This is a genomic window from Aliivibrio sifiae (assembly GCF_002954715.1).
Taxonomy (GTDB): Bacteria; Pseudomonadota; Gammaproteobacteria; order Enterobacterales; family Vibrionaceae; genus Aliivibrio; species Aliivibrio sifiae.
This window is the reverse complement of sequence record NZ_MSCP01000002.1, coordinates 28,026-53,004: the sequence shown is the minus strand read 5'-3', so window position 1 is coordinate 53,004 and position 24,979 is coordinate 28,026. Positions and strand designations below refer to the sequence as shown.

23 protein-coding genes are annotated in these 24,979 nt (G+C 37.8%); 12 read left to right on the top strand and 11 right to left on the bottom strand.

Annotation, left to right across the window (positions count from 1 at the left end):
* Positions 1-21: 21 nt before the first annotated feature.
* Genes BTO23_RS11550 through BTO23_RS11540 form a run of 3 tightly spaced genes read left to right on the top strand, consistent with a single transcriptional unit; the run spans position 22 to position 2,536 of the window.
* The gene (locus BTO23_RS11550; protein WP_061003294.1) at positions 22-906 is read left to right on the top strand and encodes a metal ABC transporter solute-binding protein, Zn/Mn family; all 885 of its coding nucleotides are present in this window, start codon (positions 22-24) and stop codon (positions 904-906) included.
* A gap of 8 nt (positions 907-914) precedes the next feature.
* The gene (locus BTO23_RS11545) at positions 915-1,574 is read left to right on the top strand and encodes a DUF1007 family protein (RefSeq protein WP_105063571.1); all 660 of its coding nucleotides are present in this window, start codon (positions 915-917) and stop codon (positions 1,572-1,574) included.
* Positions 1,575-1,585: 11 nt separating this feature from the next.
* Positions 1,586-2,536, top strand: a complete 951-nt coding sequence (locus tag BTO23_RS11540) for a nickel/cobalt transporter (protein WP_146107792.1) — start codon at positions 1,586-1,588, stop codon at positions 2,534-2,536.
* 105 nt (positions 2,537-2,641) lie between these two features.
* Here the strand turns inward: BTO23_RS11540 and BTO23_RS11535 are convergent, their stop codons facing one another.
* From BTO23_RS11535 to BTO23_RS11510, 6 genes are all read right to left on the bottom strand, one after another.
* Entirely contained in the window at positions 2,642-4,255 is a 1,614-nt protein-coding gene (locus tag BTO23_RS11535; protein ID WP_105063570.1) for an ABC-F family ATPase, read from the bottom strand.
* Positions 4,256-4,486: 231 nt separating this feature from the next.
* A complete protein-coding gene (locus BTO23_RS11530) occupies positions 4,487-5,026 on the bottom strand; it encodes a porin family protein (RefSeq protein ID WP_060991901.1) in 540 nt (179 codons plus the stop codon).
* A 189-nt stretch (positions 5,027-5,215) separates the two neighbouring features.
* Entirely contained in the window at positions 5,216-6,403 is a 1,188-nt protein-coding gene (locus BTO23_RS11525; protein ID WP_061012260.1) for a lytic polysaccharide monooxygenase, read from the bottom strand.
* A gap of 220 nt (positions 6,404-6,623) precedes the next feature.
* On the bottom strand, positions 6,624-7,604 hold the full coding sequence (trhO, locus tag BTO23_RS11520) for an oxygen-dependent tRNA uridine(34) hydroxylase TrhO (protein ID WP_105063569.1): 981 nt from the start codon (positions 7,602-7,604) through the stop codon (positions 6,624-6,626).
* Between the two features lie 258 nt (positions 7,605-7,862).
* Positions 7,863-9,314: a catalase KatE2 gene (gene katE2, locus BTO23_RS11515; RefSeq protein WP_105063568.1), complete on the bottom strand. Its 1,452-nt coding sequence runs from the start codon at positions 9,312-9,314 to the stop codon at positions 7,863-7,865.
* A 58-nt stretch (positions 9,315-9,372) separates the two neighbouring features.
* Positions 9,373-10,245, bottom strand: a complete 873-nt coding sequence (locus BTO23_RS11510; protein WP_060991897.1) for a patatin-like phospholipase family protein — start codon at positions 10,243-10,245, stop codon at positions 9,373-9,375.
* A 594-nt stretch (positions 10,246-10,839) separates the two neighbouring features.
* On the opposite strand from BTO23_RS11510, the gene gfa reads away from it, so the two are divergent.
* Positions 10,840-11,403: an S-(hydroxymethyl)glutathione synthase gene (gfa, locus tag BTO23_RS11505; protein WP_060991896.1), complete on the top strand. Its 564-nt coding sequence runs from the start codon at positions 10,840-10,842 to the stop codon at positions 11,401-11,403.
* A 95-nt stretch (positions 11,404-11,498) separates the two neighbouring features.
* On the opposite strand, the gene BTO23_RS11500 is transcribed toward gfa, so the two are convergent.
* The 5 genes from BTO23_RS11500 to msrB all read right to left on the bottom strand — a co-directional run bounded on the left by BTO23_RS11500 (position 11,499) and on the right by msrB (position 19,362).
* The gene (locus tag BTO23_RS11500) at positions 11,499-14,609 is read right to left on the bottom strand and encodes an efflux RND transporter permease subunit (RefSeq protein WP_105063567.1); all 3,111 of its coding nucleotides are present in this window, start codon (positions 14,607-14,609) and stop codon (positions 11,499-11,501) included.
* A gap of 3 nt (positions 14,610-14,612) precedes the next feature.
* A complete protein-coding gene (locus BTO23_RS11495; protein WP_105063566.1) occupies positions 14,613-15,815 on the bottom strand; it encodes an efflux RND transporter periplasmic adaptor subunit in 1,203 nt (400 codons plus the stop codon).
* Between the two features lie 306 nt (positions 15,816-16,121).
* Complete coding sequence (locus BTO23_RS11490) at positions 16,122-17,405, bottom strand: sensor histidine kinase (protein ID WP_060992366.1); 1,284 nt, start codon at positions 17,403-17,405, stop codon at positions 16,122-16,124.
* A 2-nt stretch (positions 17,406-17,407) separates the two neighbouring features.
* A complete protein-coding gene (locus BTO23_RS11485) occupies positions 17,408-18,094 on the bottom strand; it encodes a response regulator transcription factor (protein ID WP_105063565.1) in 687 nt (228 codons plus the stop codon).
* 182 nt (positions 18,095-18,276) lie between these two features.
* Positions 18,277-19,362 carry a peptide-methionine (R)-S-oxide reductase MsrB gene (gene msrB / locus BTO23_RS11480; protein WP_281260285.1) on the bottom strand — a complete coding sequence of 362 codons (1,086 nt, stop codon included), beginning with the start codon at positions 19,360-19,362 and terminating at the stop codon, positions 18,277-18,279.
* A gap of 287 nt (positions 19,363-19,649) precedes the next feature.
* On the opposite strand from msrB, the gene BTO23_RS11475 reads away from it, so the two are divergent.
* The 8 genes from BTO23_RS11475 to BTO23_RS11445 all read left to right on the top strand — a co-directional run bounded on the left by BTO23_RS11475 (position 19,650) and on the right by BTO23_RS11445 (position 24,923).
* Positions 19,650-20,756, top strand: coding sequence for a M20/M25/M40 family metallo-hydrolase (locus BTO23_RS11475; RefSeq protein ID WP_061003285.1), 1,107 nt, complete (start codon positions 19,650-19,652; stop codon positions 20,754-20,756).
* A 255-nt stretch (positions 20,757-21,011) separates the two neighbouring features.
* Complete coding sequence (locus BTO23_RS21335; RefSeq protein ID WP_155643447.1) at positions 21,012-21,182, top strand: hypothetical protein; 171 nt, start codon at positions 21,012-21,014, stop codon at positions 21,180-21,182.
* Positions 21,183-21,328: 146 nt separating this feature from the next.
* Positions 21,329-22,555 carry a sodium/glutamate symporter gene (gltS, locus tag BTO23_RS11470; protein WP_105063564.1) on the top strand — a complete coding sequence of 409 codons (1,227 nt, stop codon included), beginning with the start codon at positions 21,329-21,331 and terminating at the stop codon, positions 22,553-22,555.
* A gap of 167 nt (positions 22,556-22,722) precedes the next feature.
* Positions 22,723-23,070: a hypothetical protein gene (locus BTO23_RS11465; protein ID WP_061003280.1), complete on the top strand. Its 348-nt coding sequence runs from the start codon at positions 22,723-22,725 to the stop codon at positions 23,068-23,070.
* A 2-nt stretch (positions 23,071-23,072) separates the two neighbouring features.
* A complete protein-coding gene (locus BTO23_RS11460; protein WP_061003278.1) occupies positions 23,073-23,513 on the top strand; it encodes a hypothetical protein in 441 nt (146 codons plus the stop codon).
* A 2-nt stretch (positions 23,514-23,515) separates the two neighbouring features.
* Positions 23,516-24,007, top strand: coding sequence for a hypothetical protein (locus BTO23_RS11455; RefSeq protein WP_105063563.1), 492 nt, complete (start codon positions 23,516-23,518; stop codon positions 24,005-24,007).
* Positions 24,008-24,051: 44 nt separating this feature from the next.
* Positions 24,052-24,462, top strand: coding sequence for a hypothetical protein (locus BTO23_RS11450; protein ID WP_105063562.1), 411 nt, complete (start codon positions 24,052-24,054; stop codon positions 24,460-24,462).
* Positions 24,462-24,923, top strand: a complete 462-nt coding sequence (locus tag BTO23_RS11445) for a hypothetical protein (RefSeq protein ID WP_245922103.1) — start codon at positions 24,462-24,464, stop codon at positions 24,921-24,923. The genes BTO23_RS11450 and BTO23_RS11445 overlap by 1 nt, the downstream gene beginning before the upstream one ends.
* Positions 24,924-24,979: the final 56 nt, after the last annotated feature.

Below are 24,979 nucleotides of genomic sequence, written 5' to 3'. Positions count from 1 at the left end.
ATAAGATAGAGAAATAAAGTAATGAATGTATTAAAAGCAATGAAAATATCCAGCGCGACACTAATCTTGCTATGCAGCGGCTCCGCTATGGCAAAAACAGTAAACACCGTGGCAAGCTTTTCAGTATTGGCTGATATTGTTAAACAAGTTGGTGGCGAGCATGTTGAAGTTACCTCGTTAATTGGTCCTAATAGTGACCCCCATGCTTTTTACCCTACCCCTAAAGACAGTATTACGCTAAACCAAGCTGACGTTGTTTTTATTAGTGGTTTTGGCCTAGAAGGTTGGATGGAAAGGTTAGTCAAAGCATCGGGTTATAAAGGTGAAGTCATTACTGCATCGACCGGAATTCAAACTCGTAGCATGATTGATGACGGTGAAAAAATGGTTGACCCACATGCATGGAATAGTATGGCAAATGGCATTGTGTACGCGACAAATGTGATGAACGCATTAATTTTAGCAGACCCTCAAGATGCCGAGTATTTTAAAGAGCGTGGTCACCGCTATATTGCAGAACTAACAAAACTGAATAACTGGGCAATCGATACTTTTAACGCAATTCCGAAGGAAAAGAAAAAAGTACTAACTAGCCATGATGCCTTTGGGTACTTTGGCGCTGAATATGGCGTTGAATTTTTAGCTCCGCAGGGGTATTCAACAGAGTCTGAAGCAAGTACGCAAAAGGTTGCAAGTTTAATCACTCAAATTAAAGCAGAAGACATCAACACATACTTCATGGAAGACCAAGCGGACCCTAGATTAGTTCGTCAAATTGGTGCAGCCACAGGGGCTAAAGAAGGTGGTAAATTGTATCCAGAAGCACTTTCAGATGCCAATGATGCAAACACTTATGCCAAAGCATTTGAACATAATGTAACAATCATTGCTAACACAATGAAATAGGTGAAGTCATGAGAAAGTCGACTAAATTTAATTACCGTATATATCTAAAATTTGCACTTTTTTTGATTAGTTTTGTATCAACCTCCGTTTGGGCACATCCTCATTCATGGGTCGACTTACAGGCGAAAGTGTTAGGTGAAAATCATACATTAACCGGTTTTAAAATGCAGTGGACATTCGATAGGATGACAACCGCTTATTTATTTGATGGGGAAGATATGTCTCCTCTCCATCAAAAAGAAACATTAAAAAAATTAGTAAAATCAGTCATCGATAACATGGGGAAATCTCACTATTTTACTAATGTAAGCCATGAGCAGAAACCAATGACATTCAAATCGGTTAATGACGAACAACTAACGACATATAAGGGGAAGGCAAAACTAACCTTTACACTGAGTCTTGAAAAACCTTATGAATTTCATAACAAACTGCTTACTCTAAAAATTTTTGACCCTACCTATTATGTCGATATGTCATGGCGTTCTAAAAGTGATATCACATTCGCTACAACACTCAAATCCAGTTGCCATGTTCAGTTAATTAAACCTCACCCTACCACGGCTCAAATAAACAGAGCGATGACTTTGCCTATTGATGCTAATCCTGATTATCAGTTAGGACAAATATTTACTCAAAGCGTCAAATTGAATTGTAAACCTAATTAGTAAGGTTGATTGTGAAGATATACAACATAAAACCATTAACCATAGAGACAAATACAAAAAGTATTGTTAGGCCAGCCTTACTCATCTCAAGTGTTTTTTCTCTTTTGATATTAGCTCTTTGGCATTTTTGGCCAGTAATATTAATGAACAGTATTCACTGGCAGAAAGAGTCATTAGATTATTTAACTGACCAATTTTATGATGGTGGAAAACACGCTCAATTAATCATTCTTGGCGTCTGTTTTTTATATGGGATATTACATGCTCTGGGACCAGGACATGGCAAAGTTGTTGTCAGTACCTACTTAGCAACAAGTAATACAAAATTCAAAGCAGGTATTTTTATTACTGTTTGCGCAGCCATTTTACAAGCAATAGTTGCTGTTACTTTGGTCTCTGTATTTCTTTTTGTATTGAAGGAAACAATGCATAAACTCAATGCCACCGTTAGTGACTTAACCATTTATAGTGGTGGTGTTGTGGGAATATTAGGTGTGCAATTGATTTATAAGGCAATTAAGTCGTTTTATGTTTCTTATTCATCAATTCATCCCGATAAGCACGATGGTCAATGTGGATGCGGTCATAATCATTCAGCCGATCCGGAAAAATTATCAGCAGCATCAAGTCTTAAAGAATACTTAATGATTATTTTAAGTATAGGCTTAAGACCTTGTTCTGGATCTATTTTGGTATTGTTCTTTTCCAGCTTAACTCATTTATATTGGATTGGTATTATTGGTACTTTTTTGATGTCAATCGGTACTGCAATTACGACATCAACAATCGCTTTTTTAACGGTATCAGGAAGAAAAGTAATACAACTTTATTCCAATGCATCTTTTGATGTTAACGCAATCATTCCTATGTTTATTAAATGCTTTGCTGGATTATTTTTAATAACAATGGCGTTAATCCTTATTTTAACACCAAGCTATGGGCTTTCGCCGATATTGTCCTAGTATCCATAGATGTCAATTTTCAGAAAGAGTGAAATAAAAAACGCGAGCTGATAACCAGTCTCGCGTTTTAAAATATACTTAATATTTTACTGCTTAGAAATACGCTTATTTAGCAATATTAACCTGTAGCATTTTCACTTGGTGATCTAAGTACTCTTCATAAGTACCTTGGAAGTTCACTATTTTCTTATCTTTAACATCAATAATTTGTGTCGCTAGAGAAGAAACAAACTCACGGTCATGACTTACAAAGATTAATGTACCAGTGTACACTTTTAATGCTTCGTTCAATGCTTCAATCGCTTCCATATCCATGTGGTTGGTTGGTTCATCCATAACAAGGACATTGATGTCTTGCATCATTAACTTGCCAAACAATAGACGGTTTTTCTCACCACCAGAACAGTTTTTAGCTTGCTTATTTGTATCATCAGCAGTGAATAGCAGACGCCCCAAAATACCACGAACCATCAAGTCATCATGCTTAACTGTACGCCACTGAGAAATCCAATCAAAGATACTTAGATCGTTATCAAAATCAGCTGTGCTATCTTGTGGACAGTAACCAAAAGACGCATTTTCAGACCATTTAACAATACCTTCGTTTTGTTCTAGGTCATTAACTAAACAGCGTAAGAATGTCGTTTTACCTACACCATTTTCACCGATTACTGCTAGACGAGTACCTGCTTCTAGTAATAAGTTTCCGCCTTCAAATAACACTTCGCCTTCAAAACCATGGCCTAAGTTTTCAAGCTCTAACGCTTGGCGATGCAATTTCTTACCTTCACCAAAGTTAATTGATGGGCTCATACGACTTGACGATTTCACTTCATCCAGTGAAATTTTGTCCATTTTCTTCGCACGTGAACTTGCTTGTTTCGCTTTAGATGCATTAGCACCAAAGCGGTTTACGAAGTCTTGTAGCTCACTGATCTCAGCTTCTTTTTTCGCGTTGCCTGCTAATAGCTGATCACGGATCAGGCTTGATGCTTCTAAGAAGTACTCATAGTTACCAGGGTAAATACGCAATTCACCGTAGTCAATATCGGCCATGTGCGTACATACAGAATTTAAGAAGTGTCTGTCGTGCGAAATGATGATCATTGTACATTTACGCTTGTTTAGCTCTTCTGCTAACCAGTTAATCGTATTAATGTCCAAGTTGTTGGTTGGTTCATCAAGTAGCAAGATATCTGGGTTTGCAAACAATGCTTGCGCTAGTAACACACGCAATTTCCAACCTGGGGCAACTTGCTGCATTAGGCCAAAATGAAGTGTTTCATCAATACCCGCTTGAATTAGGATATCACCCGCACGGCTCTCTGCACTGTAACCGTCCATTTCAGCGAATTCGCTTTCAAGCTCGGCTACTTTCATGCCATCTTCTTCACTCATTTCTGGTAGTGAATAAATGCGATCACGCTCTTGTTTGATTTCCCATAGTTTCTTATCACCCATGATAACAACATCAACTACGTTGAATTTCTCAAACGCAAACTGATCTTGACTCAATACGCCTAACTTTTGTCCCGGCGTCATTGATACGTTGCCAGAACTAGGAGTTAATGCACCACTTAGAATCTTCATGAAGGTTGATTTTCCGCAACCATTCGCGCCGATCAAACCGTAACGGTTACCGTTGCCAAATTTTGCTGAAATATTTTCAAATAAAGGCTCTGCGCCAAATTGCATTGTGATGTTGTTTGATTGTATCAACGAAATAATTCCTAGGGTTTACTGACAAGTCATGATTAGGCTATTAAGAGAGCCAAAAAGATGAAGGACGAAAGTATGATGAATGAGAAAATCTAGCCGCGGATTATACAGAGATCTTGATCACATTGTCGAGGAATATGACGTTTTAATACACAATAAAAAAGCCCCAGAATAATCTAGAGCTTTATATCGGTGTTTAACGTTGTAATAATGCTAAAAACGAGGAATTAATTAAAACTTATAACCAACCGTAAAAGAGAATTGGTCGACAAATACATCCTCTCCTTCATCTTCTAAATTCATAAAATCAACACGTAAATCAGTATAAAAATGATTGTTGAACACCGCTCTTGTACCAACACCAACAAATATGGTTGAATCACTCCATGAACCTAACTTATTGTCTACAATGCTAAATTCTTCTTTATACTTCGAAAATCCAATTGCACCGTAGGGCTTAATCGTAAAATCAGTTAATTGAAAAGTATAACCAATGTCGGTATCAATCTTAAACGTGCTGGTATCAATGTCGATAAAAGACACATCACCAGATCCCTTATTATATGAAACATTAACACCAACGATGCGGTTAATATCATAGCCATACTCAAACGTCATTCCATTCGCTGAATAATCTTCACCACTCCACACATCTTCTACTTCCGTCGCCGTAAAGCCAAGACCAACACGGTGGCCTTCAAAAGAATTAGCAAAAACAGTTGGTGAAGATAAAAGTGATATTGCTAGAAGTGATTTTAATCGTAATGTCATAATAAGTACTCTCATTTAGTTTAATAAAAATCCATCCTTGAATTAGGTAATCAATCAGTGAGCACATCATATTCAGTTCAAAAGAAAGTGGCTAAGTAACAACCGTTATATCAATTATAAGTGACACTTATTACATAAAAACCCCAGAATCATCTAGGGCTTTATGTGCTAAATAGTTAATCAGAAATGTTATCGCCACACTCCCCATTCGCCTGTTGTTCCCGGTTCTTCTCCCTTTGTCCACCACTGAGCAACCCATGTTCTTCCTTGATGTGTCACACTATCTCCTGCATTGTAGGTACTATTGTTGTGCCACTTATTTTCAGGTTCAACAGGTGGTTCTACTGGAGGCGTGGTATCCACTTTAATTAAAGAAAGTTGATAACTAAGATTTGCACTTGGTGCAAACACTCGATTTGCGTAAATATTATTAGTGTCATACATATAATGATTCATTTCTTGGTGCCAAATACCAATAAACCATTCTTTATTTTTCAATTGGTTAAATTGTCCTGCCAGTTCCGCTGACCATGTCGTCGTATTGTTCACTGTAATGGCTAAACTGATGTCTGTTGTTTCCGCCCCTGTCGCATCAAACGTTCTGAATCGAACCGTATCGCCTGATTCTACTGGCCCAAATCCTTGGCTAATGTAATAACCTAAATCAGAATATGATGGTGGTGGATCTACTGGATCAGTCGGCCCAGGAGGAGTTGTCCCCGTTCCATCAAATGAAATATCACTGCAGTTATAAAACCCCTCTCCAGCAGCATCTTCACGCTGCCAGCGAGTATAAAGGATGGCCGAATCTGCTCTACCCGCAGGAAGAGTAATATTAATACGGTACTTCTTATCTTCCCCTACAGGCACATTGCCTGCGGTATCAATTAAATCTAAGTCACCCCATGTTAATGGAACGGTTGGATCGTAATTCGAATTAGATAAATAGAATTGCCAGTAAGAAGGGTTATGAGGAGCTGTCGCATTAAAGATAAGTTCAATCTGATTATTTTCATCTAGCCTAATCGCTGTTTTTTGCCAATGAGGAGACCCAACACTTAAACCCGCTTTTGCATTGTCGCCTGCTGAACATAAATTTCCGTCACGGACAATAGCTTGAACATGAGCCATGTCTTTATAGTTTGGTACATTGGCCGCCACTTCATTACGTTGAACAAAAGGAAACGCACCTGATTCATCATACGCCGCCTGACATGCCTGATTTGGAATGGTGTTATCCCAAAATCCACCATCAAGATAACATGTATTTTGTCTTGCGCTTGGGTATTCAACCCAACCATGCGCCTGCGTACCCATTGATGATAATGCGCCAACAAAAGCAATAGTTAACGAATTAATTTTTATTTTATTAATCATATTTCATCCTTGTTTATAAATAATAAAAGCGAGGCGATTAACGCCTCACTTTCGTTTATAAAATTAGCAAGGATTGATGGATTGGCGATAAAACCAAAGATAAAAACACGCTTTATTCACGCATTTGTTACCTGCTTTCCACCTAATAATGAGTAAAATGCAACCCTATTTTATTCTTTCGAGTCAGTTCATTATTTATGGTGCATATCAATACAAAACTCTACTTAGATGTTCTCTGTTGTTGCTTTCTCTCTTTCTTTTCTTGCTTACGTTGCTCAATGAGCTTGGCAGCATCACCACCTACGTGAGTTTCCCCTCTTTCATTCGCTAATTGCACCTGTTTTTCTCGCTCACGAAAACGACCTTTTTGTTCTTCACTATGTTGGTCAATACATTTAGGGCAACTTACGCCTTTTTCAAACGAATCAGATTGCTTATCTTCGTCTGTGATCGGTAAACGGCACGCATTACACACATCATAATGGCTCTTTTCTAATTGATGATTAACAGCAACTCGACCATCAAACACATAACAATCGCCTTCCCATAAGCTGTTTTCCTCTGGCACTTCTTCAAGGTACTTTAAGATCCCACCTTCAAGGTGATACACCTCATCAAATCCTTGTTCTTTCATATAGGCAGTCGATTTTTCACAACGAATACCACCGGTACAGAACATAGCTACTTTTTTATGCTTAGCAGGATCTAAATTCTCAGCTACATATTGAGGGAAATCGCGGAATGTTTCTGTCTTTGGGTTAACAGCGTGTTTGAATGTACCGATATCCACTTCATAATCGTTACGAGTATCAACCAGTAGCACTTCTGGATCAGAAATAAGTGCATTCCAATCGGCTGGTTTTACATATGTACCCACCACATGAAGAGGATCAATACCTTCTACGCCCATGGTGACGATTTCTTTTTTCAATTTCACTTTAGTACGATTGAAAGGTTGAACGTCATTGATTGATTCTTTATAAACCACATCAGCTAAACGCGCGTCTTTTTTAAACCAAGCTAATAGTGTATCAATGGCTTTGCGAGATCCCGCCACCGTACCATTAATGCCTTCACTAGCCAGCAGCAATGTACCGCGAATATTATTCTCTTCTAACACTTGGGTTAATGGTTGACGAATGTCGATGTAATCTTCTAATGAAACAAATTTGTATAACGCACAAACGATATATTGAGACATGGGTAACTTTCCTTTTTTGCGAGGCTGGATCGTAAGTCCAGAGCAATGAATATGTGCCTAATGGCTTATAGTTGTGGGGGGAGTATAGCGAAGGTCTAACGATACAAATACGGACACTTTTTGTGGTTTTTAATCAAAAGAGATTCTTTTTTAGTCAGAAGCCGAGGGAGTCGATTTGAATTTACAATGTAAACAACATAAAAAAAGCGCTAAGAAGAACTCTTAACGCTTTGGTATTTATTTAATTAACCAGATTAATTACGAATTATATTCACTAATATCGAAGCCAAGTAACTTACCGATACCTTCACCGTACGCTGGATCAGCTTTATAGCAATGAGTTACGTGACGTAGTTGAATCTCTTTTGGCACACCATTTAAATTACGTACTGTGTTATCAAACAAAATCGCTTGTTTTTCAGTTGTCATTAAGCGGAATAAGTCACCTGGTTGTGAGAAGTAATCTTCATCTTCACGGTGATCCCAATGTGCTGCTGCACCATCTAAATTTAGTGGTGGCTCAGAGAAATCTGGTTGTTCTGCCCATTGACCTTGGTCATTTGGTTCATAACCTAATGTGCTACCGAAGTTGCCATCAACACGCATTGCGCCATCACGGTGGTAACTATGTACAGGACAACGAGGAGCATTCACAGGGATGTGCTGGTGGTTAACGCCTAAACGGTAACGTTGTGCATCGCCATACGCAAACAAACGACCTTGTAGCATTTTATCAGGAGAGAAGCTGATACCCGGAACCACGTTTGCAGGGTTAAACGCCGCTTGTTCTACTTCTGCGAAATAGTTTTGTGGATTGCGGTTTAACTCAAACTCACCCACTTCAATTAATGGGTAATCTTTGTGTGGCCATACTTTTGTTAAGTCGAATGGGTTGTAAGGTACTGTTGCCGCTTCAGCTTCTGGCATTACTTGTACTTTCAATGTCCATTTAGGGAAATCTTGGTTATCAATGCTGTCTAGCAAGTCACGTTGATGACTTTCACGATCATTACCGACTAATTCGCCCGCTTCTGCATCTGATAGGTTTTTAATGCCTTGTTGAGAGACAAAGTGAAATTTCACCCAGTAACGTTCGTTATCGCTATTGATGAAGCTGAATGTGTGGCTACCAAAACCATGCATATGACGGTATGTCGCAGGAATACCACGGTCACTCATCACGATAGTAACTTGGTGCAGTGCTTCTGGTAATGACGTCCAGAAATCCCAGTTATTTTTCGCACTTCGCATATTTGTGCGAGGGTCACGTTTTACTGCGTGGTTTAAATCAGGGAATTTCAATGGATCACGTAAGAAAAACACCGGGGTATTGTTACCCGCTAAATCCCAGTTACCTTCTTCAGTGTAAAACTTCAGAGAGAAACCACGGATATCACGCTCAGCATCTGCCGCGCCACGTTCACCCGCAACGGTAGAGAAACGCGCAAACATGTCTGTTTTTTTGCCAATATCTGAAAATATTTTTGCTTTTGTGTATTTGGTGATGTCATGAGTAACCGTAAACGTACCGTAAGCACCAGAACCTTTTGCGTGCATACGACGCTCAGGAATAACTTCACGATCAAAATGCGCCAGTTTTTCTAAAAACCAAACATCTTGCAGAAGTTGAGGACCACGTTTACCCGCAGTTTGAACATTTTGGTTATGTGCAACAGGGCAACCTGCTGCTGTGGTTAATTTCTTACTCATTACTCATTCCTTAATATTATTATAAAGTGCACGGAAAAATGGTTTTCTAAAAGTCGTATTAAACACAGAAATGACAATTTTCAATATCTAACCCGAAAGTACCGTCACGACTTGATAAATGATTTAACCCTGAAGAAACACCCATTTGGTATCCCTCAATTAGTGTAGGCGACTTCATTGAAAGTCGCTTAACTGCAAATTCTTCTGGTGGTGCGATCACTCGAATCGTCGTTCCTTCAGGCGGGTTACGAATAAATTCTAATGATTGATTATAATTTTCAGCTCTCACTAACATAGCTTGTGCTATCTGAGGATAACGAGCTAATAATTTCGTCATTAACCAAGGTGATCGCGTTGCTTTCATTTGATAGCTAAGAGGATGAGATAGAATAACCGTAATGTCTCTCGCCCCTCTTCGATACGCTTCTTTTACAGGAATAGAATCAGCAACACCACCATCAGTATAACAACCACCAGAAAAGCAAGGTGTTGATTTATAAGCAATAGGAAGTGCTGTTGTCGCCTCCATAACATCATTCAAGTTATCTTTATTTACTTGGTAGTAATCAGCATTACCACTATCAATGTTAGTCACCGCGGCATAAAGAGGTATAGAATTAAATAAGCGTTCTAAATTTAAAGGATGTCTTGTATTTGATTCATCAATCAACCATTTAACATCAACTAAATCCCCACCTCGTGCAAATCGAGGAAGATTAAAAAAGCGCTTATTTGTAGCGAGTTTAGTAATTACGTCAAAACTACGTTGTGGATAATGAGCAAGATAACCCAGTAAATTAGACGCACCTGCTGATACACCAATAGCAAAATCATAAGGCATAAATTCATTCTCCATGAATGTATCTAATACGCCGCTAGCAAAAATACCACGCATTGCTCCACCTTCAACGACTAATGCACTCTTCGCCATCTCTTTACCCTTCAATAAACTATGGGTATAGAATAAACACTAAAGAGAATAAGAGATAATCGCTTGTACTTATAGCTGTGATTTACAAAACCTATCAAAAAATAGATTTACATCATGAACTTCATTTATAACTCGCCTTTCAACAAAGAATAGATTGAACCTTTAAATAAAAAGGTTTAATAAACATAAAGTTATAACATTTATCACAAGTGAAATAACTTTCCACCTCCCACTTTGATTTAATAAAATACATTTCACTGCAAAAGCTATTTTTTTATTCTATTTTTCTTTTTATCGCATTCTTCTTAAAAACAAAAAAATATTTTTACTATTAAATATTAGTAACTTACGAATTAATTCATCAAATATATGATTACAATAAAGACAGGTAAATGACGAATAAAATACTTATTATTACGTAATGGTAATAATCATTTACTGTTTTCAGTATTGTTTCAAAAGAAAGAAAGGCGAAAAATACCTTCCATCGTTTGAGCGCTCAAATAACGAAAACAACTACATAAAATATTGATAAAGGTTCACTGCTTGAACATTACACTACGAAAAATATTTAAGGTATTTACAGGACAAAAGATGACTATTACAAAACTACACCCTGCAATTGATAATGGCTTTTCTGCAACCGATGAGAACTTTCAAGGCGGAACATTACACTGCCAATGTAAAGAAAATAAAGTAGCAGTAAAACTAACGGCACAAACTGCACATAATCACGCTTGTGGCTGTTCTAAATGCTGGAAGCCAGAAGGCGCGATTTTCTCTCAGGTTGCCGTAATTTCTCGTGATAACGTTGAAGTAATTGCTAACGCTGAAAAATTAGTTGTTATCGATGAAAAAGCAACAATCAAACGTCACGCGTGTAAAGAATGTGGAACTCACATGTATGGCCGTATTGATAGCCAAGATCACCCATTCTTTGGTTTAGATTTCGTTCACACTGAATTGTCTGAAGATGCAGGTTTCTCAGCACCACAATTCGCTGCATTTGTATCATCAATCATTGAAACTGGTACTGATCCTAAAGACATGGATGCTATCCGTTCTCGCTTTGAAGAATTAGGCCTTCCTACTTACGATTGCCTATCTCCAGCACTAATGGATGCAATTGCAACTCACATTGCTGCACAAAATAAATAAGATCAAATTTATTTAATACATAAAAATGGCCTCCAACGTAAACACATCAGAGGCCATTTATTAATAATTAGGTTATCGATAAACCTAATCCATAATTAATTGTCTGTACTATTTTTTGTCGATTTAAAGATTTTCAATATTAAAACAAAAAACAATGGCGCGAAATAAATAACAAGAAGCGTCGCTGCTATCATTCCCCCCATAACAGAAGTACCAATCGCATTACGCGCATTTGCTCCTGCGCCGGTACTTATAACCAGAGGCAATACCCCTAATACAAAAGCAAGTGACGTCATTATTATTGGGCGCAAACGCATTTCACACGCTTGAATGGTCGCATCTATTAAGTTCATGCCTTTTTCATATAATTCTTTCGCAAATTCAACAATAAGAATTGCATTTTTTGCAGTTAAGCCGATGGTTGTGAGTACCCCAACTTGGAAATAGACATCATTTTCAAGCCCTCTCATCATAATAGTGGCCACTGCACCAAGAACGCCTAATGGAACGACTAAAATAATAGAAACAGGAATTGTCCAACTCTCATATAACGCAGCAAGACAAAGGAATACCATCAATATTGAGATCCCATATAAAATAGGCGCTTGGTTACCTGCTTCTAATTCCTGATACGACATCCCCGTCCAACTTACCTGAACATCATCAGATAACTCAGCAGCGAGTCTATCGATTTCGGCCATCGCATCACCCGTACTATAGCCGGGAGCTGCTTCACCTAATATTTCAACCGCTGGATTACCATTATAACGAAGCAACTGTGGAGAACCCTGACCCCAATGCGATGAACTAAAAGCAGATAAAGGAACCATCTCACCTTTGTTATTACGCACAAACCACAGATCAAGATCTTCCGGTGTCATTCGGTACTCAGAGTCTGCTTGAATGTATACTTTTTTAGACCGTCCTCGGTCAATAAAATCGTTTACATAAGAAGATGCCCACGCAATCGACAGGGATTGATTAATATCGGCGATTTCAATACCAAGCACTTTGGCTTTCTCATAATCAATATCAAGGAAAAACTGAGCGTTATCTTCTAAGCCATTCGGTCTTACTTTTTGTAATACAGAGCTTTTAGCTGCTTTCCCTAATAATTGATTACGTACTTCAATTAAACCGTCATGACCAAGGTTACCAACATCTTCAAGATAAAAATCAAATCCTGATGCTTGGCCTAATTCACGAATTGCAGGACTACTAAACGCAAATACAGAAGCTTTTTTATAGCTAGAGAAATGCCCCATCGTACGCTGAATAATTGAATCTACATCCGTTCCTGTTTCCGTTCTTTCTAACCAATCCTTTAAACCAATGAACCCCATCCCTGCATTTTGACCTTTACCTGAAAAATTAAAGCCGGCAACGGTAAATACCGATTTTACTGTATCCACTTCATTTTCTTCAAAGTAATCTTTTACATCACTCATTACTTCATTCGTTTCTCGTAATGTTGATCCCGTCGGTAATTGCACCATCACCATGAAATCACCCTGATCTTCACTTGGTAAAAAAGAACTAGGTAAAACATTATATAAGTAAGCAGTACCCGAAAATAGTAATCCATAGATACATAGGAAACGAATCGGACGTAACAATACATGATGAATTGACGCACGATATTTCGCTAATAACTTATCGAACAGACGATTAAATGCCATAAAAACTTTAATGTTCGATTCTTTATCTGCTGGTTTAAGTAAGGTGGCACAAAGTACAGGAGTTAGCACCAATGCAACCAATACAGACAGCACCATCGCAGATACAATCGTTAAAGAGAATTGTTGATATATAACCCCTGTAGAACCCGACATAAAGGCCATAGGAATAAACACAACCGCCAACACCATAGTAATACCAATCAACGCACTCGTGATCTGTCCCATCGATTTTTTGGTGGCTTCTAGTGGAGAAAGATTTTCTTCATGCATGATCCGCTCTACGTTCTCGACCACCACGATCGCATCATCCACTAACAAACCAATCGCGAGGACCATACCAAACATAGTTAGCGTATTAATGGAGAAACCGAGTGCTGACATGACCCCAAAAGTACCTAACAACACCACGGGAACAGCAATGGTTGGAATTAACGTTGCACGCCAATTCTGTAAGAACAATAGAATAACAACAAATACCAGAGCGACGGCTTCAAAGAGTGTTTTTATAACTTCAGAAATAGACAAGCGAATAAATTCATTATTATCTGTCGACTTAGCAAGAGATAATCCATCAGGGAATCCCTTTGATAATTGCGCGAGTTTTGCATCAACCGCCGCTTGTGTATCTAACGAATTAGCCCCTGATGCTAATGTGATCGCAATACCAGAAGAGTCGTAACCATTAAAAGTAGGGATAACACTTAAATCTTCACCTGCGAGTTCTACGCGAGCAACATCTTCCAATCGGATCTGAGATCCATCCTCGTTAACTTTAACTAATATGTTTTTAAACTCATCAACTGTCGTTAATAAGCTTTGCGCGGTAATAGTGGCATTAATTAACTGTGATTCTGTTGCTGGTGTTCCCCCTAATTGCCCTACAGTTACTTGACTGTTTTGTACTGATACCGCATCAGAAACATCCACTGGCGTTAAGTTATAGCTGTATAATTTAGCTGGGTCTAACCAAATACGCATGGCATAAGATGGACCAAAGATAGTAACACTACCTACGCCATTCACTCGGCTAATAATGTCTTTAATGCTCGAATTTGCATAATCTTGAATATCCGACGCACTCATGCTTCCATCTGGTGAATAAATATTAGTCACAGACATAAATCCAGACGTACTTTTAGTCACCGATGTACCTTGATTTTGTACCTCAGCAGGGAGACGATTAGTCGCTTGTTGCAAGTTATTTTGTACTTGTACTTGTGCGATATCAGGATCTGTTTCTGCACTAAAAGTCAGCGTAATCGATGCACTGCCAGAAGAGTCACTGATCGATGACATATAAAGCAGATTATCCAACCCCGTCATGCTTTGCTCAATAACCTGAGTTACACTGTCTTCAATCGTTTTTGCCGACGCACCAGGATAAGACGCTGAAATAGTGATCGCCGGTGGCGCAATAGTAGGATATTGAGCAACAGGCAGATTTAAGATTGAAGCGATACCAGAGAGCATAATGATAATCGCGAGCACCCAAGCAAAAATGGGTCTATTAATAAAGAAATTAGACATAAATTAATCCTGCTCTGGTGAGTTAGATACACTGTTATCTGATTTGATGCTGTCTTCTGTATCGCTTTTTTGGTTGGACTTTTTATCGCTATCAATAATGACTGATAAATTATTTTTTACATTCATCAGGTTGTTAAGCACCACTTTATCTCCCGCTTCAAGTCCTTCTTTTACAACCCAACCATTGCCAACTTCATTACTTAACACGATTGTTTTTTTAACGATAATATTGTCTTGATTCACAACGTAAACAGAAGGAATACCCGATTGACTTCTAACGACCGATGATTGAGGAATAACAAGATAATCACGCGCTTCTGGCATAGAAATATAAGCGCGAACATACATCCCAGCTAACAATGCATTATCAGGATTTGGAATAATGGCACGTAACGTTACCGTACCAGTCGATCCTTCAACTTGAGTATCTGCAAATTCTAATCGGCCTTCTTCGTTATAGGTTGTCCCATCTTCTAAGGTAATAGAGACAGGAACGATAGGCCTTTGATTAATCATTGTTCGAAACTCTTGTTGCAGTTTATACAGTGAGACTGACGATTGTTTCATGTCTACGTAGACATTATCCGTTTGAATAATCGTAGTAATATAATCTGATTGCCCCGCCGTTAATAAAGATCCTTCAGAAACCAGAGAAAAACCAGCTTGACCTGAAATCGGCGCTTTAATTTGCGTATAAGAGAGTTCAATATTTGCATAATCTAATTCTGCTTGGCGAATAGCTACTTCTGCTTTTGCCTGTAAATAAGTAGAATCAGCTTCATCATAGAGTTGTTGGCTCGTCAGCTTTTTCTTTAATAAATTTGCATAACGCTTCACTTCTTTTTGAGCGATTTGTTGACTGGATAATGCTTTATTTAATTGAGCTTCTGCGCTATTAACGGTTGATTGGTATGTCGTAGGATCAATTTGAAAAAGAACATCTCCCGCCTCAACATAACCCCCTTCTTGATATAAACGACTTTGAATAATACCCGTTATTTGAGGGCGAACTTCCGCTTCTTTAAAAGCAGTAATACGGCCAGGTAACTCCGTAGTTAATCTTAACGTAGAAGGCTCAAGAGTGAGAGTGTCAACATGAACGCTTTGAGCGGGTCTGATATCCAGTTCAGCTTGTTCACTGCACCCAAATACAGTTAAAGAAAGTAAAAAAATGAAGGAGTATCTGAATGATTTAGTGACAAACATGGAAAGTCCTTTAATAAAAATGAATATGTTAATAGCATAACCAACAATGGGTTAAGAAGGGGTTAACTCATTAGATAATTAGTAAGCACTTACCATTTAAAGTAAGAAAATGCCTATCTCTTTAAACATTTAATATGCAAGGTGAAGTGTAGTAGCGATATCGAGGGGTGACCAATTTGACGTCTTAAATAAGTTTGCAGATTTACTGACGATTCCTTAGATATTTCATAAACATGATACCAAAAGCGCCACTAGCATAACGTCATTATCTTGATATAACGTTATGCTAGTGGCGCCTCATTATTCTTATCGTCCGATCTTATGCTTAAGCGATACATGATTAAATTCAACGCTAACATAGTAACCATTATCGGTTTTATTATTCTTGTATTTCCAACGTTGGTGTTTTACCAATCTCTCGGTCAATTCCAATCCTAGCCCAAAACCAAGCTCTTCTTGAACAGTGTTATCGGCTTTATTTTCATTAGTAATACACAAGTGGTGAGTCGATTGCTCAATAAGTACAATACCGTCAAATGTATGTTGAAATGCATTACGAATGAGGTTAGTAATAATGATCCGACACAAGGCTTCTGGAAGCTTCTGCTCCGTATCATCAGCCTTGATCATCACTTCAACCTCTTTCCCAATAAGAAGATAATTAAGATCGCTGGCTAATTGCTGACTTAACTCTCCAATTTTCACTGTTTTAAGTGGCAGTGGTTTACCTTGTTGCCTATTAAGCCACAATAAAGTTTCAGTGAGATCGGTCATGGTTAAACTTGCTCGCTCAATACGATCTAAGACGATTAATTTTTTTTCGTTAGTCACGCCTTTTTGAATCATTTTTTGCAGTAACTCCGTATTCGTACGGGTCACCGCTATCGGTGTTCGCAACTCATGGCTGGCATAACCTAAAAATCGCATTTCTCGCTCTAAGCTTTCTTGTACAGATCGTAAACTGGACTGAATAATCAAAGCTAAACTATCCAGTTCATAATAATAAAAGTGAGGTATCGGTTGTGACAATTTTTCATTATCTAATTGCTTTGCCCATACAATCAGCTTTTCTATTGGTGTCGCTACATATCGTAAAATAAAAAAAGGCACTAATGATAAAAGAACAATAGCGATGAGTGCGATAAGAAAAATATATAAAAAATTAGAATTAGAAATCGGCCTCTGTACCTTATCAAGTTCAGAATTGAACATGGATGAAATATAACGCGTTTCACCATTTCTTTTTATCATCATGACAAAGTACCCTTCTTTTGGTGGGCCAAAGAGCGGGATACCAACAATATATTTTAGTAACTCATTTTCGACTAATTCATTCTGATTAAAATGAGTTTGAATTTCGTTCGGAAGATCTTGCCAACGAGTCGTAACGATAAAATCGTTAATTTTATTAGCTTTGCCATTTTCTACTTTTTCTTTATACGCACTTATTGCCATTGCATTACTTTTAGAAAAATCGATACCTGCAAAGTAGAAATTAACACTCACTATCGACATAGCAATGACGGTTATCACCCCAGTAAGAACCATTGAGATAAAAAAATACATTCTGAGACTTGGTCGTATCTTCATCATTAATCGTCTTCTCTTTTTAATACAAACCCTCTTCCTATAATCGTATGGATTAATTTGTTTTCGTATTCACTATCAACGGCCTTACGCAACTTAAACATATGCACTTTGAGACTATTACTGTCAGGTTTATCATCCCCCCAAACACTGTGCATTAATTTTTCTCGAGAAAGTGGATTAGGACTTGCTCGCATCAAGGCGTCTAAAATTTTAAATTCAATTGGGGACACTTTGAGTGAAACCGCATTTCTCTGTACCGTTTTTTCATCAATATTAAGTTCTAAATCAGCCACGATGAGTCTATTAATTTGCCCACTACGGCGACGAGATAATACTTGAGTCCGAACAATAAGTTCTTCCATTGCAAAAGGCTTAATTAAATAATCATCCGCACCTTTTGCAAATCCAGCAAGCTTATCCTCTAATGTGTCTCTTGCTGTCAACATCAGCACTGGTATATCAATACCTTCTGAACGCATTGCTTCACATACCTTTAAACCACTCATTTTGGGTAAGTTAAGATCGAGGATTATCGCATCATACTTATTGTGTTGAATCAAAGATAACCCTGATACGCCGTTTGCGGCATGATCACAATGAATATCTTCAAGTTCAAGATAGTCAATAATGGCTGTCGCTAAATCAATATCATCCTCAACTAATAAAAGCTGCAATTTATTTAATCCCATTTCATTAATCCCTAGATGCATTTACGTGGCTTATAATGCTGATATTACCCAATTTACGTTGATACTGAATGATACTCAATGGTGGGTTAATTTTCGGTTAATAGCCTCTCAAATAAAAAAGCCCTCATGACATTCATCATAGGGGCTTTATTTTTATAACTATAAAGTTAATACATATCTAATTACGACGATTGATTAAACAGATATAAATACTCTCCATAACCTTCTTTCTCTAAATCTGCTTTTGCTACAAAGCGCATTGCAGCTGAGTTCATGCAGTAACGTAATCCCGTTGGTTTCGGCCCATCACTAAATACATGTCCTAAGTGTGAATCTGCAAATTTACTGCGGATCTCGGTACGTTTACTGAATAATGCAAAATCGTCTTCCTCGGTTATGTACGCTTTATTGATTGGTTTAGTAAAACTTGGCCAGCCTGTACCAGATTTATATTTGTCAGTTGATGAAAACAAAGGCTCACCACTGACGATATCAACATAAATACCTTCGGCTTTATTATCCCAATACGCATTATCGAATGGACGTTCTGTTCCCTCTTTTTGCGTTACGTAATATTGTTTATCCGTCAGCATCTTCTTAATTTCTGACTCTGATGGTTTGGAATATTGCTTAACGTTTTGAGCCATTTTTTGCTCATCAATATACTGACGTAATGTTTTTGGGTTATCTTCTCTACCTTCACCAAAAACCAAATCTAAGTATTTATCACGTCCAGATCCGTGACGATAATATTTATAACGCACAGGATTACGTTTGTAATAATCTTGATGATAATCTTCTGCCGGCCAAAACTTTTTAAATTCAATTAACTCTGTAGCTAAAGGTTTTGGGTAGATTTTCGCAGCATCAATCTCATTCATGAACTCTTGAGCAATAACTCGCTGATCTTCATTATGGAAGAAAATAGCGGGACGATATTGTGGACCTCTATCCACAAATGAGCCTTTGCTATCCGTTGGATCCATATGTCTAAATAGCTGATCAAGCACTTGCTCATAGCTAACGATCTTAGGATCAAACGTCACTTGAATCACTTCTATATGACCTGATTTTCCTGATGACACTTGTTTGTAAGTTGGATTTTCTAATGAGCCTCCGGCATAACCAGAAACCACATCCACCACCCCATCTAATTTTTCTAAATCAGATTCAGTACACCAGAAACAACCTCCAGCAAGAGTGGCTATCTCATACTCTCCTTTCATTGGCGTAGACATATCCTCAGCCGTTGAAAAAAAACTCGTCATAGCAGCAAAAAATGAAGCAAACAGTAGAGCAACTGTTGTAATTTTTAATCGGGATCTCATATCAACCTCTTTATGGTTTCTTATTAATATAGTTATCAGAGTGATGTGCTTCGAAAAAGTTGCAATTTGTTGTTAAATATTAATTCTGTGTTATAGCTTTTCGTTATTAAGATATAGCTCATAAATATGATAGTGCTGTCGGACGATTTATTGATTCAGTGCATCTTTCTAAGCAATTTCTTTGGTTAGAGTGGTTTTCTGTTCCCTTTCAATATAGAAGATAAATCATGACTCAAGTGAATCAAGAGCGTTTAATTAATCACTTTCTAGATATTGTTCAAATCGACAGTGAATCAAAAAATGAAAAAGCGATTGCAGAAGCACTTGCAGAACAACTAGGTGAACTAGGCTTTACCGTCACTAAATTACCCGTGCCAGAGCACGTATCAAACGGCTTTAATATTTACGCAAGATTGGAAGGCGAGTTAGAGGGCAGCATTGTATTTAGCTCTCACATGGATACGGTTACTCCAGGTAATGGCATTGAACCTATTATTGAAGATGGAGTGATCCGCTCTAAAGGCAACACCGTTCTTGGTGGTGATGATAAATCGGGTATCTCAGCGGTAATGGAAGCGGTGCGTGTTATTAAAGAAAATAACCACGCTCACAAAACTATTGAGTTAGCGTTTACTGTCTATGAAGAAGGCGGCTTACACGGCTCTAAAAACTACGACATGAGCTACATTCAATCTAACCACGCTATCGTACTCGATTCAGGCGGCCCTATTGGCACTATAATCACTTCTGCTCCTGGTCAGCAAAACCTAAAAGTAACCATCACTGGCCGTCCAGCTCACGCTGGTTTAGCGCCAGAAGAAGGCATCAATGCCCTAACGGTTGCCGCGGATGCAATCATGAACATGACGCTTGCACGTATTGATGAAGAAACTACGGCAAATATCGGTGTGGTTCATGGTGGTCAAGCAACCAACATCGTTATGCCTGAGCTATACATTGAAGGTGAAGCCCGTTCTCTTGATGATGTGAAACTGGCAAAACAAGTTGAACACATGGAAACAACCTTTAAAGCTGCTACTGATAAACATGGTGCAGAAATCGAGATCATCTCTACTCGTGCTTATAACGCGTATAAAATTTCAGACGATAATGCACATGTTGCAAGCATTAAAGAAGCATTTGAAAGCATTAACATTAGCCCATTCACTAAATCTACTGGTGGTGGCTCTGATGCTAACGTATTTAATGAAAAAGGCTTAACAACAGTAAACCTTTCTACTGGTATGTCTAAAGTTCATACCACTGAAGAGTTTATTAAAGTCTCTGACATGGTAGATATTACCCGTTTCTTAACCGCGTACTTAACTCGTTAATTACCGACTTTGATTGATACATAAATGGAAGAGCGACTCCAACTGAGAGTCGCTCTTTTTTTATGAGATTACCTGAGAAAAAGAAAGTGAAAAATCCCGTTAAAAATGAGAAGCCAACGGTAGATTGTTTTCTAAAATCCCTTATTATTAATAAATAACAATAGTGAAAAAACTTTTATTATTGTGTCTAAAAAACAAGTAAATGGTTACATCTAGCGGTCATTATCATTGATATTTCAATAAGGTGGGTGCAACATGAACATACCAAAAACAACAATCCTCTACGTCATCGCGTTTGTTTTGATCAGTATCATAGGCTTTAGGGTTTATATGATTAAACAACAACTAATCCAGATAAATGAACACGTCCCTACCCAATCAGAAGCAACTCATATCTATGACTATTTACTCTTGAATCAACGTTAATGTATTTATTCATTGAGCGATGATTACGATTAAAAGAACAAGATAAAAATTAGAAACAGTTCACGGAATTACCTTACAGAATAAAAGCCGTTATCAAACCCAGTTATGATGAGTTTTTACGATATTTTCATATTAAAGGATTATTTATGAACTTCGTTGACGGTGTATTACACATCGAGTCGTTTCTTGCTATTACACTTGGGATAATTGTTCTTTTCTTAGGTCGTCGACTAACACAGATGAGCTATTGGCTAAAAGAATTTAGCATTCCAGAACCCGTTTCTGGCGGTATTCTTGTTTCTGTTCTTTTCGCCATTCTCCACTACGTAACACAGATTGATGTCTCTTTTGATTTAGCTACTCGAGATCTTCTACTGGTTTACTTCTTCACTACTATTGGCATTAACGCCAGTCTGAAAGATCTCTTTAAAGGTGGCAAACCTCTCATTATTTTATTGAGTATTACCATCGGGTACATGTTCATTCAAAACCTCACTGGAATAGGCTTTGCTTTGATGCTTGATCAACCTGCTGTTTTTGGTTTATTAAGTGGCTCAGTCTCTTTAATTGGTGGGCATGGAACTGCTATCGCATGGGCGCCAAAAATTGGCGAGCAGTTCGATTTAAATACAGCTATGGAGATAGGTATAGCAAGTGCAACCTTTGGACTTATTCTTGCCAGTTTAATGGGTGGACCAATCGCAAAATACTTAATTAATAAACACAACCTAAAAGCCATTGAAGGTGAAAAAGTTGATGTCGGTACTCAGCAAGATTCCAAGCAAACTCGCATTACCTCTTATGATTTTTTAGACGCAATGCTCGCTATCCATATCTGTATTATATTAGGGGCAATATTAAATGAAGTGGTGTCTGGGCTTGGGTTAGATCTTCCTTTGTTCGTAAGTTGCTTGTTTGCCGGTATTTTAATTTCTAATCTAATTCCTACCTCTTACCCTCGTTTAACAGGTACTCGTTGGCCTGCACGTAAACCTGCGGTTGCTCTGATAGCAGATATGGCATTAGGTGCTTTTTTATCGATGTCTTTAATGAGTATGCAATTATGGGCTTTAGTGGATTTAGCTGGCCCTATCTTTATTATTTTGGCTGCTCAGTTCTTTATTGCTATATGTATTGCTATCTTTGTTGTCTTCCCTCTTATGGGAAAAACGTACGATGCAGCGGTAGTTTGTGCAGGATTTGGAGGGATATCTCTAGGCTCTACTCCAACCGCCATGGCAAATATGTCAGCAGTGGCACAAAAATATGGTAATTCACATCAAGCCTTTATTATCGTGCCTTTGGTTTGTGCCTTTTTTATCGATCTCGCTAACGCGCTTATTATTCCTTATTTTATTGGAATAGTCGGATAACACTCCTCTTTTCACCTAAAAATAGTCCGACCTAGTATCGGGCTATTTTTTTGCGCTTAAATACGAACATAAATAACTAAAAAATATTCTGGCGTAAAATGGTAAGTATCATTTCCTTAAATTTATAACATAGCTTCTTGTTAAGTCTATTTACTTAGGAGATTGCTATGAAAGTCATATCGTTTATTGTTTTTCTATTTTTATTCAGTACTACTTTTGCCCAAGCCAATGTCCATAAATGGAAAAATAAAACATTCGAAACTTATTCAGATAAAACGCAAGTTCAATTTGTATTAGTTAATCGCTATAACCAATCAGCAGATTACTATTTAAGAATCGATAACAAGTCATTTCCGACAAAACTCACATTGAAGCCTAACCAAGAAATTGAACTTGATATAACCGTAAAAACACCTCCGAGCCAAACCACAAAGAAAAAGGTGTGCACTCGCATGGTCTCAGATTCACCAAATAGCTATGAAGTCTGTACCAACTTGTCATTTAAAAGGCATTAATTATGCGCTACTTATTAAATTGTCTTTTAGGACTATCTTTAGCGATCCCTGTATTTGCTAATCCTATTCCTAGCCTCTCAAATCCATCAGGTACAGATAGGATAAGAACCTCTGGTGGATCCTCTTGTGAGCAAGCAATAGCAACAGGAAAAACATTTCAAGTCGGAACTTATGGCTCATCAGGTAATGAAGACAGTGACAATTATTACAATAATTACTACCACCAAAATCAAGATGAAGCCGGTATTTATGCTGCTGTTACATTCCAATTTGGTGGAGAAGATAGAGTGGATTGTACAAGGCTTTATGAACTCGAGCTCCGCGATCGCACTCGAGAAGAAGAACTCGCTCAAGCTGAGCACGAACTGAAGCTTCTACAAATAGAAGCCGAAAAATATCGATTACTTAAAATGAAACAAACTAACACAACGTTCTCGGAGTAAATATGAAAAATAAAAAACACGCCTTGGTGATTGCTGCGGCTTCTTTACTAACAACTCTCACCGTTCATGCAAGCCCCCCCGATTCTAGTACGACAGGAGAGGTCATTTTTTCTGGAACAGTAGAAGAACAATGCGGAATTGAGGCGACAGAAGCGAGTGCTGACTTAGCCTTTGGCGATGCTTATAACAGTTCAAAAGCACAAGTGAAACTAATCAGTAACAGTGGCCAGCACGTTCACTTTAAAGCTTCAACGATTGATACCTCTTCTTTTGAAAGCCAGATCGAATCAAAAGATGTGTATTTTAAAACAGAGGGCACAATCGCTGTAGATCAAAACGCTGACGAATGGTTAAAGAAAACCATTATTGAGCGTGATGACATAAAACAGAATAACCATATCGATTTATTAGCACGAGTTAATATTGATGAGGGTGATCTTGATGCTAATGATAATTATGAAATAAAAACCACTTGGACCATTGAGTGTCACTAATTCGTAAGTCCTTTTAGTAGGGCTTATTTTTATAAGAGGAAACCATGAAAAAATACCTATTGATTCTTAGTCTTCCATTGATAAGCCCTTATGTAACTAGCTCTGTATTAAATAAAAATGAAGTTGAAGACTTCACCAAACATTGTCTTGATGCATCAACGAGTCATGAACGTAGGATCTTCGATGCTTTATCTAATTCAGAATATATAAACTGGTCCAAGATAAAATTGATTGATACCGTCAGTCGCCTAAATTACACAGATACTGCCTTAGAGCAAAAAGAAGGACGAAACCTCCTTACATGCGATCTTGTTATCAACTACCAATATGATGATAAAGACATTGTTCTTAATTCAAGTTATCAGGTATCAATCGAAAATAACCAAACAATCAGTCGTATTGCCATTACAGAGCAAGCCGTCACTGATTTTATCGTTCGAGTAATGGTGAACTAATGATGAATCGTTTGACCTTCTTTTTATTGATATTGTGTTTTCCATTCTTCGCAAGTGCTGATAATATCCACTCAACACTTAGCTTTAAGAAACAGATAAAAGAGCGCTGTGGGCTGGTTGTTATTGAAGATTCTGGAGGTCTCAATTTTGGTCGTGATTATGATCAACAAGCCATTACACTTAAACTCATATCAAACAGAAAAAATGCACGCTTACTTCTTCGTTTAAGTCGTTTTGATTTAGGTGATTTATCTGATGAAATTCAAAATAATAACGTTTATTTTAGATTAGAAACCCCAAACTATTATGAGGGTAATGTTGATTATTGGACGCAAGGGGTTGAGATATCAGCACCTCGCAGTAAAGACGTTTATATTAAAGCACGTATTAATAAGCCTGAGTTACTGTTACCTGCAGGAGATATACGCTTAAATATGGAGTGGTCATTAGAATGTCTATAATATTCACGCTTTGTTCATTCAGCCTATATTATACTAACTCCACTTATTATCATTCA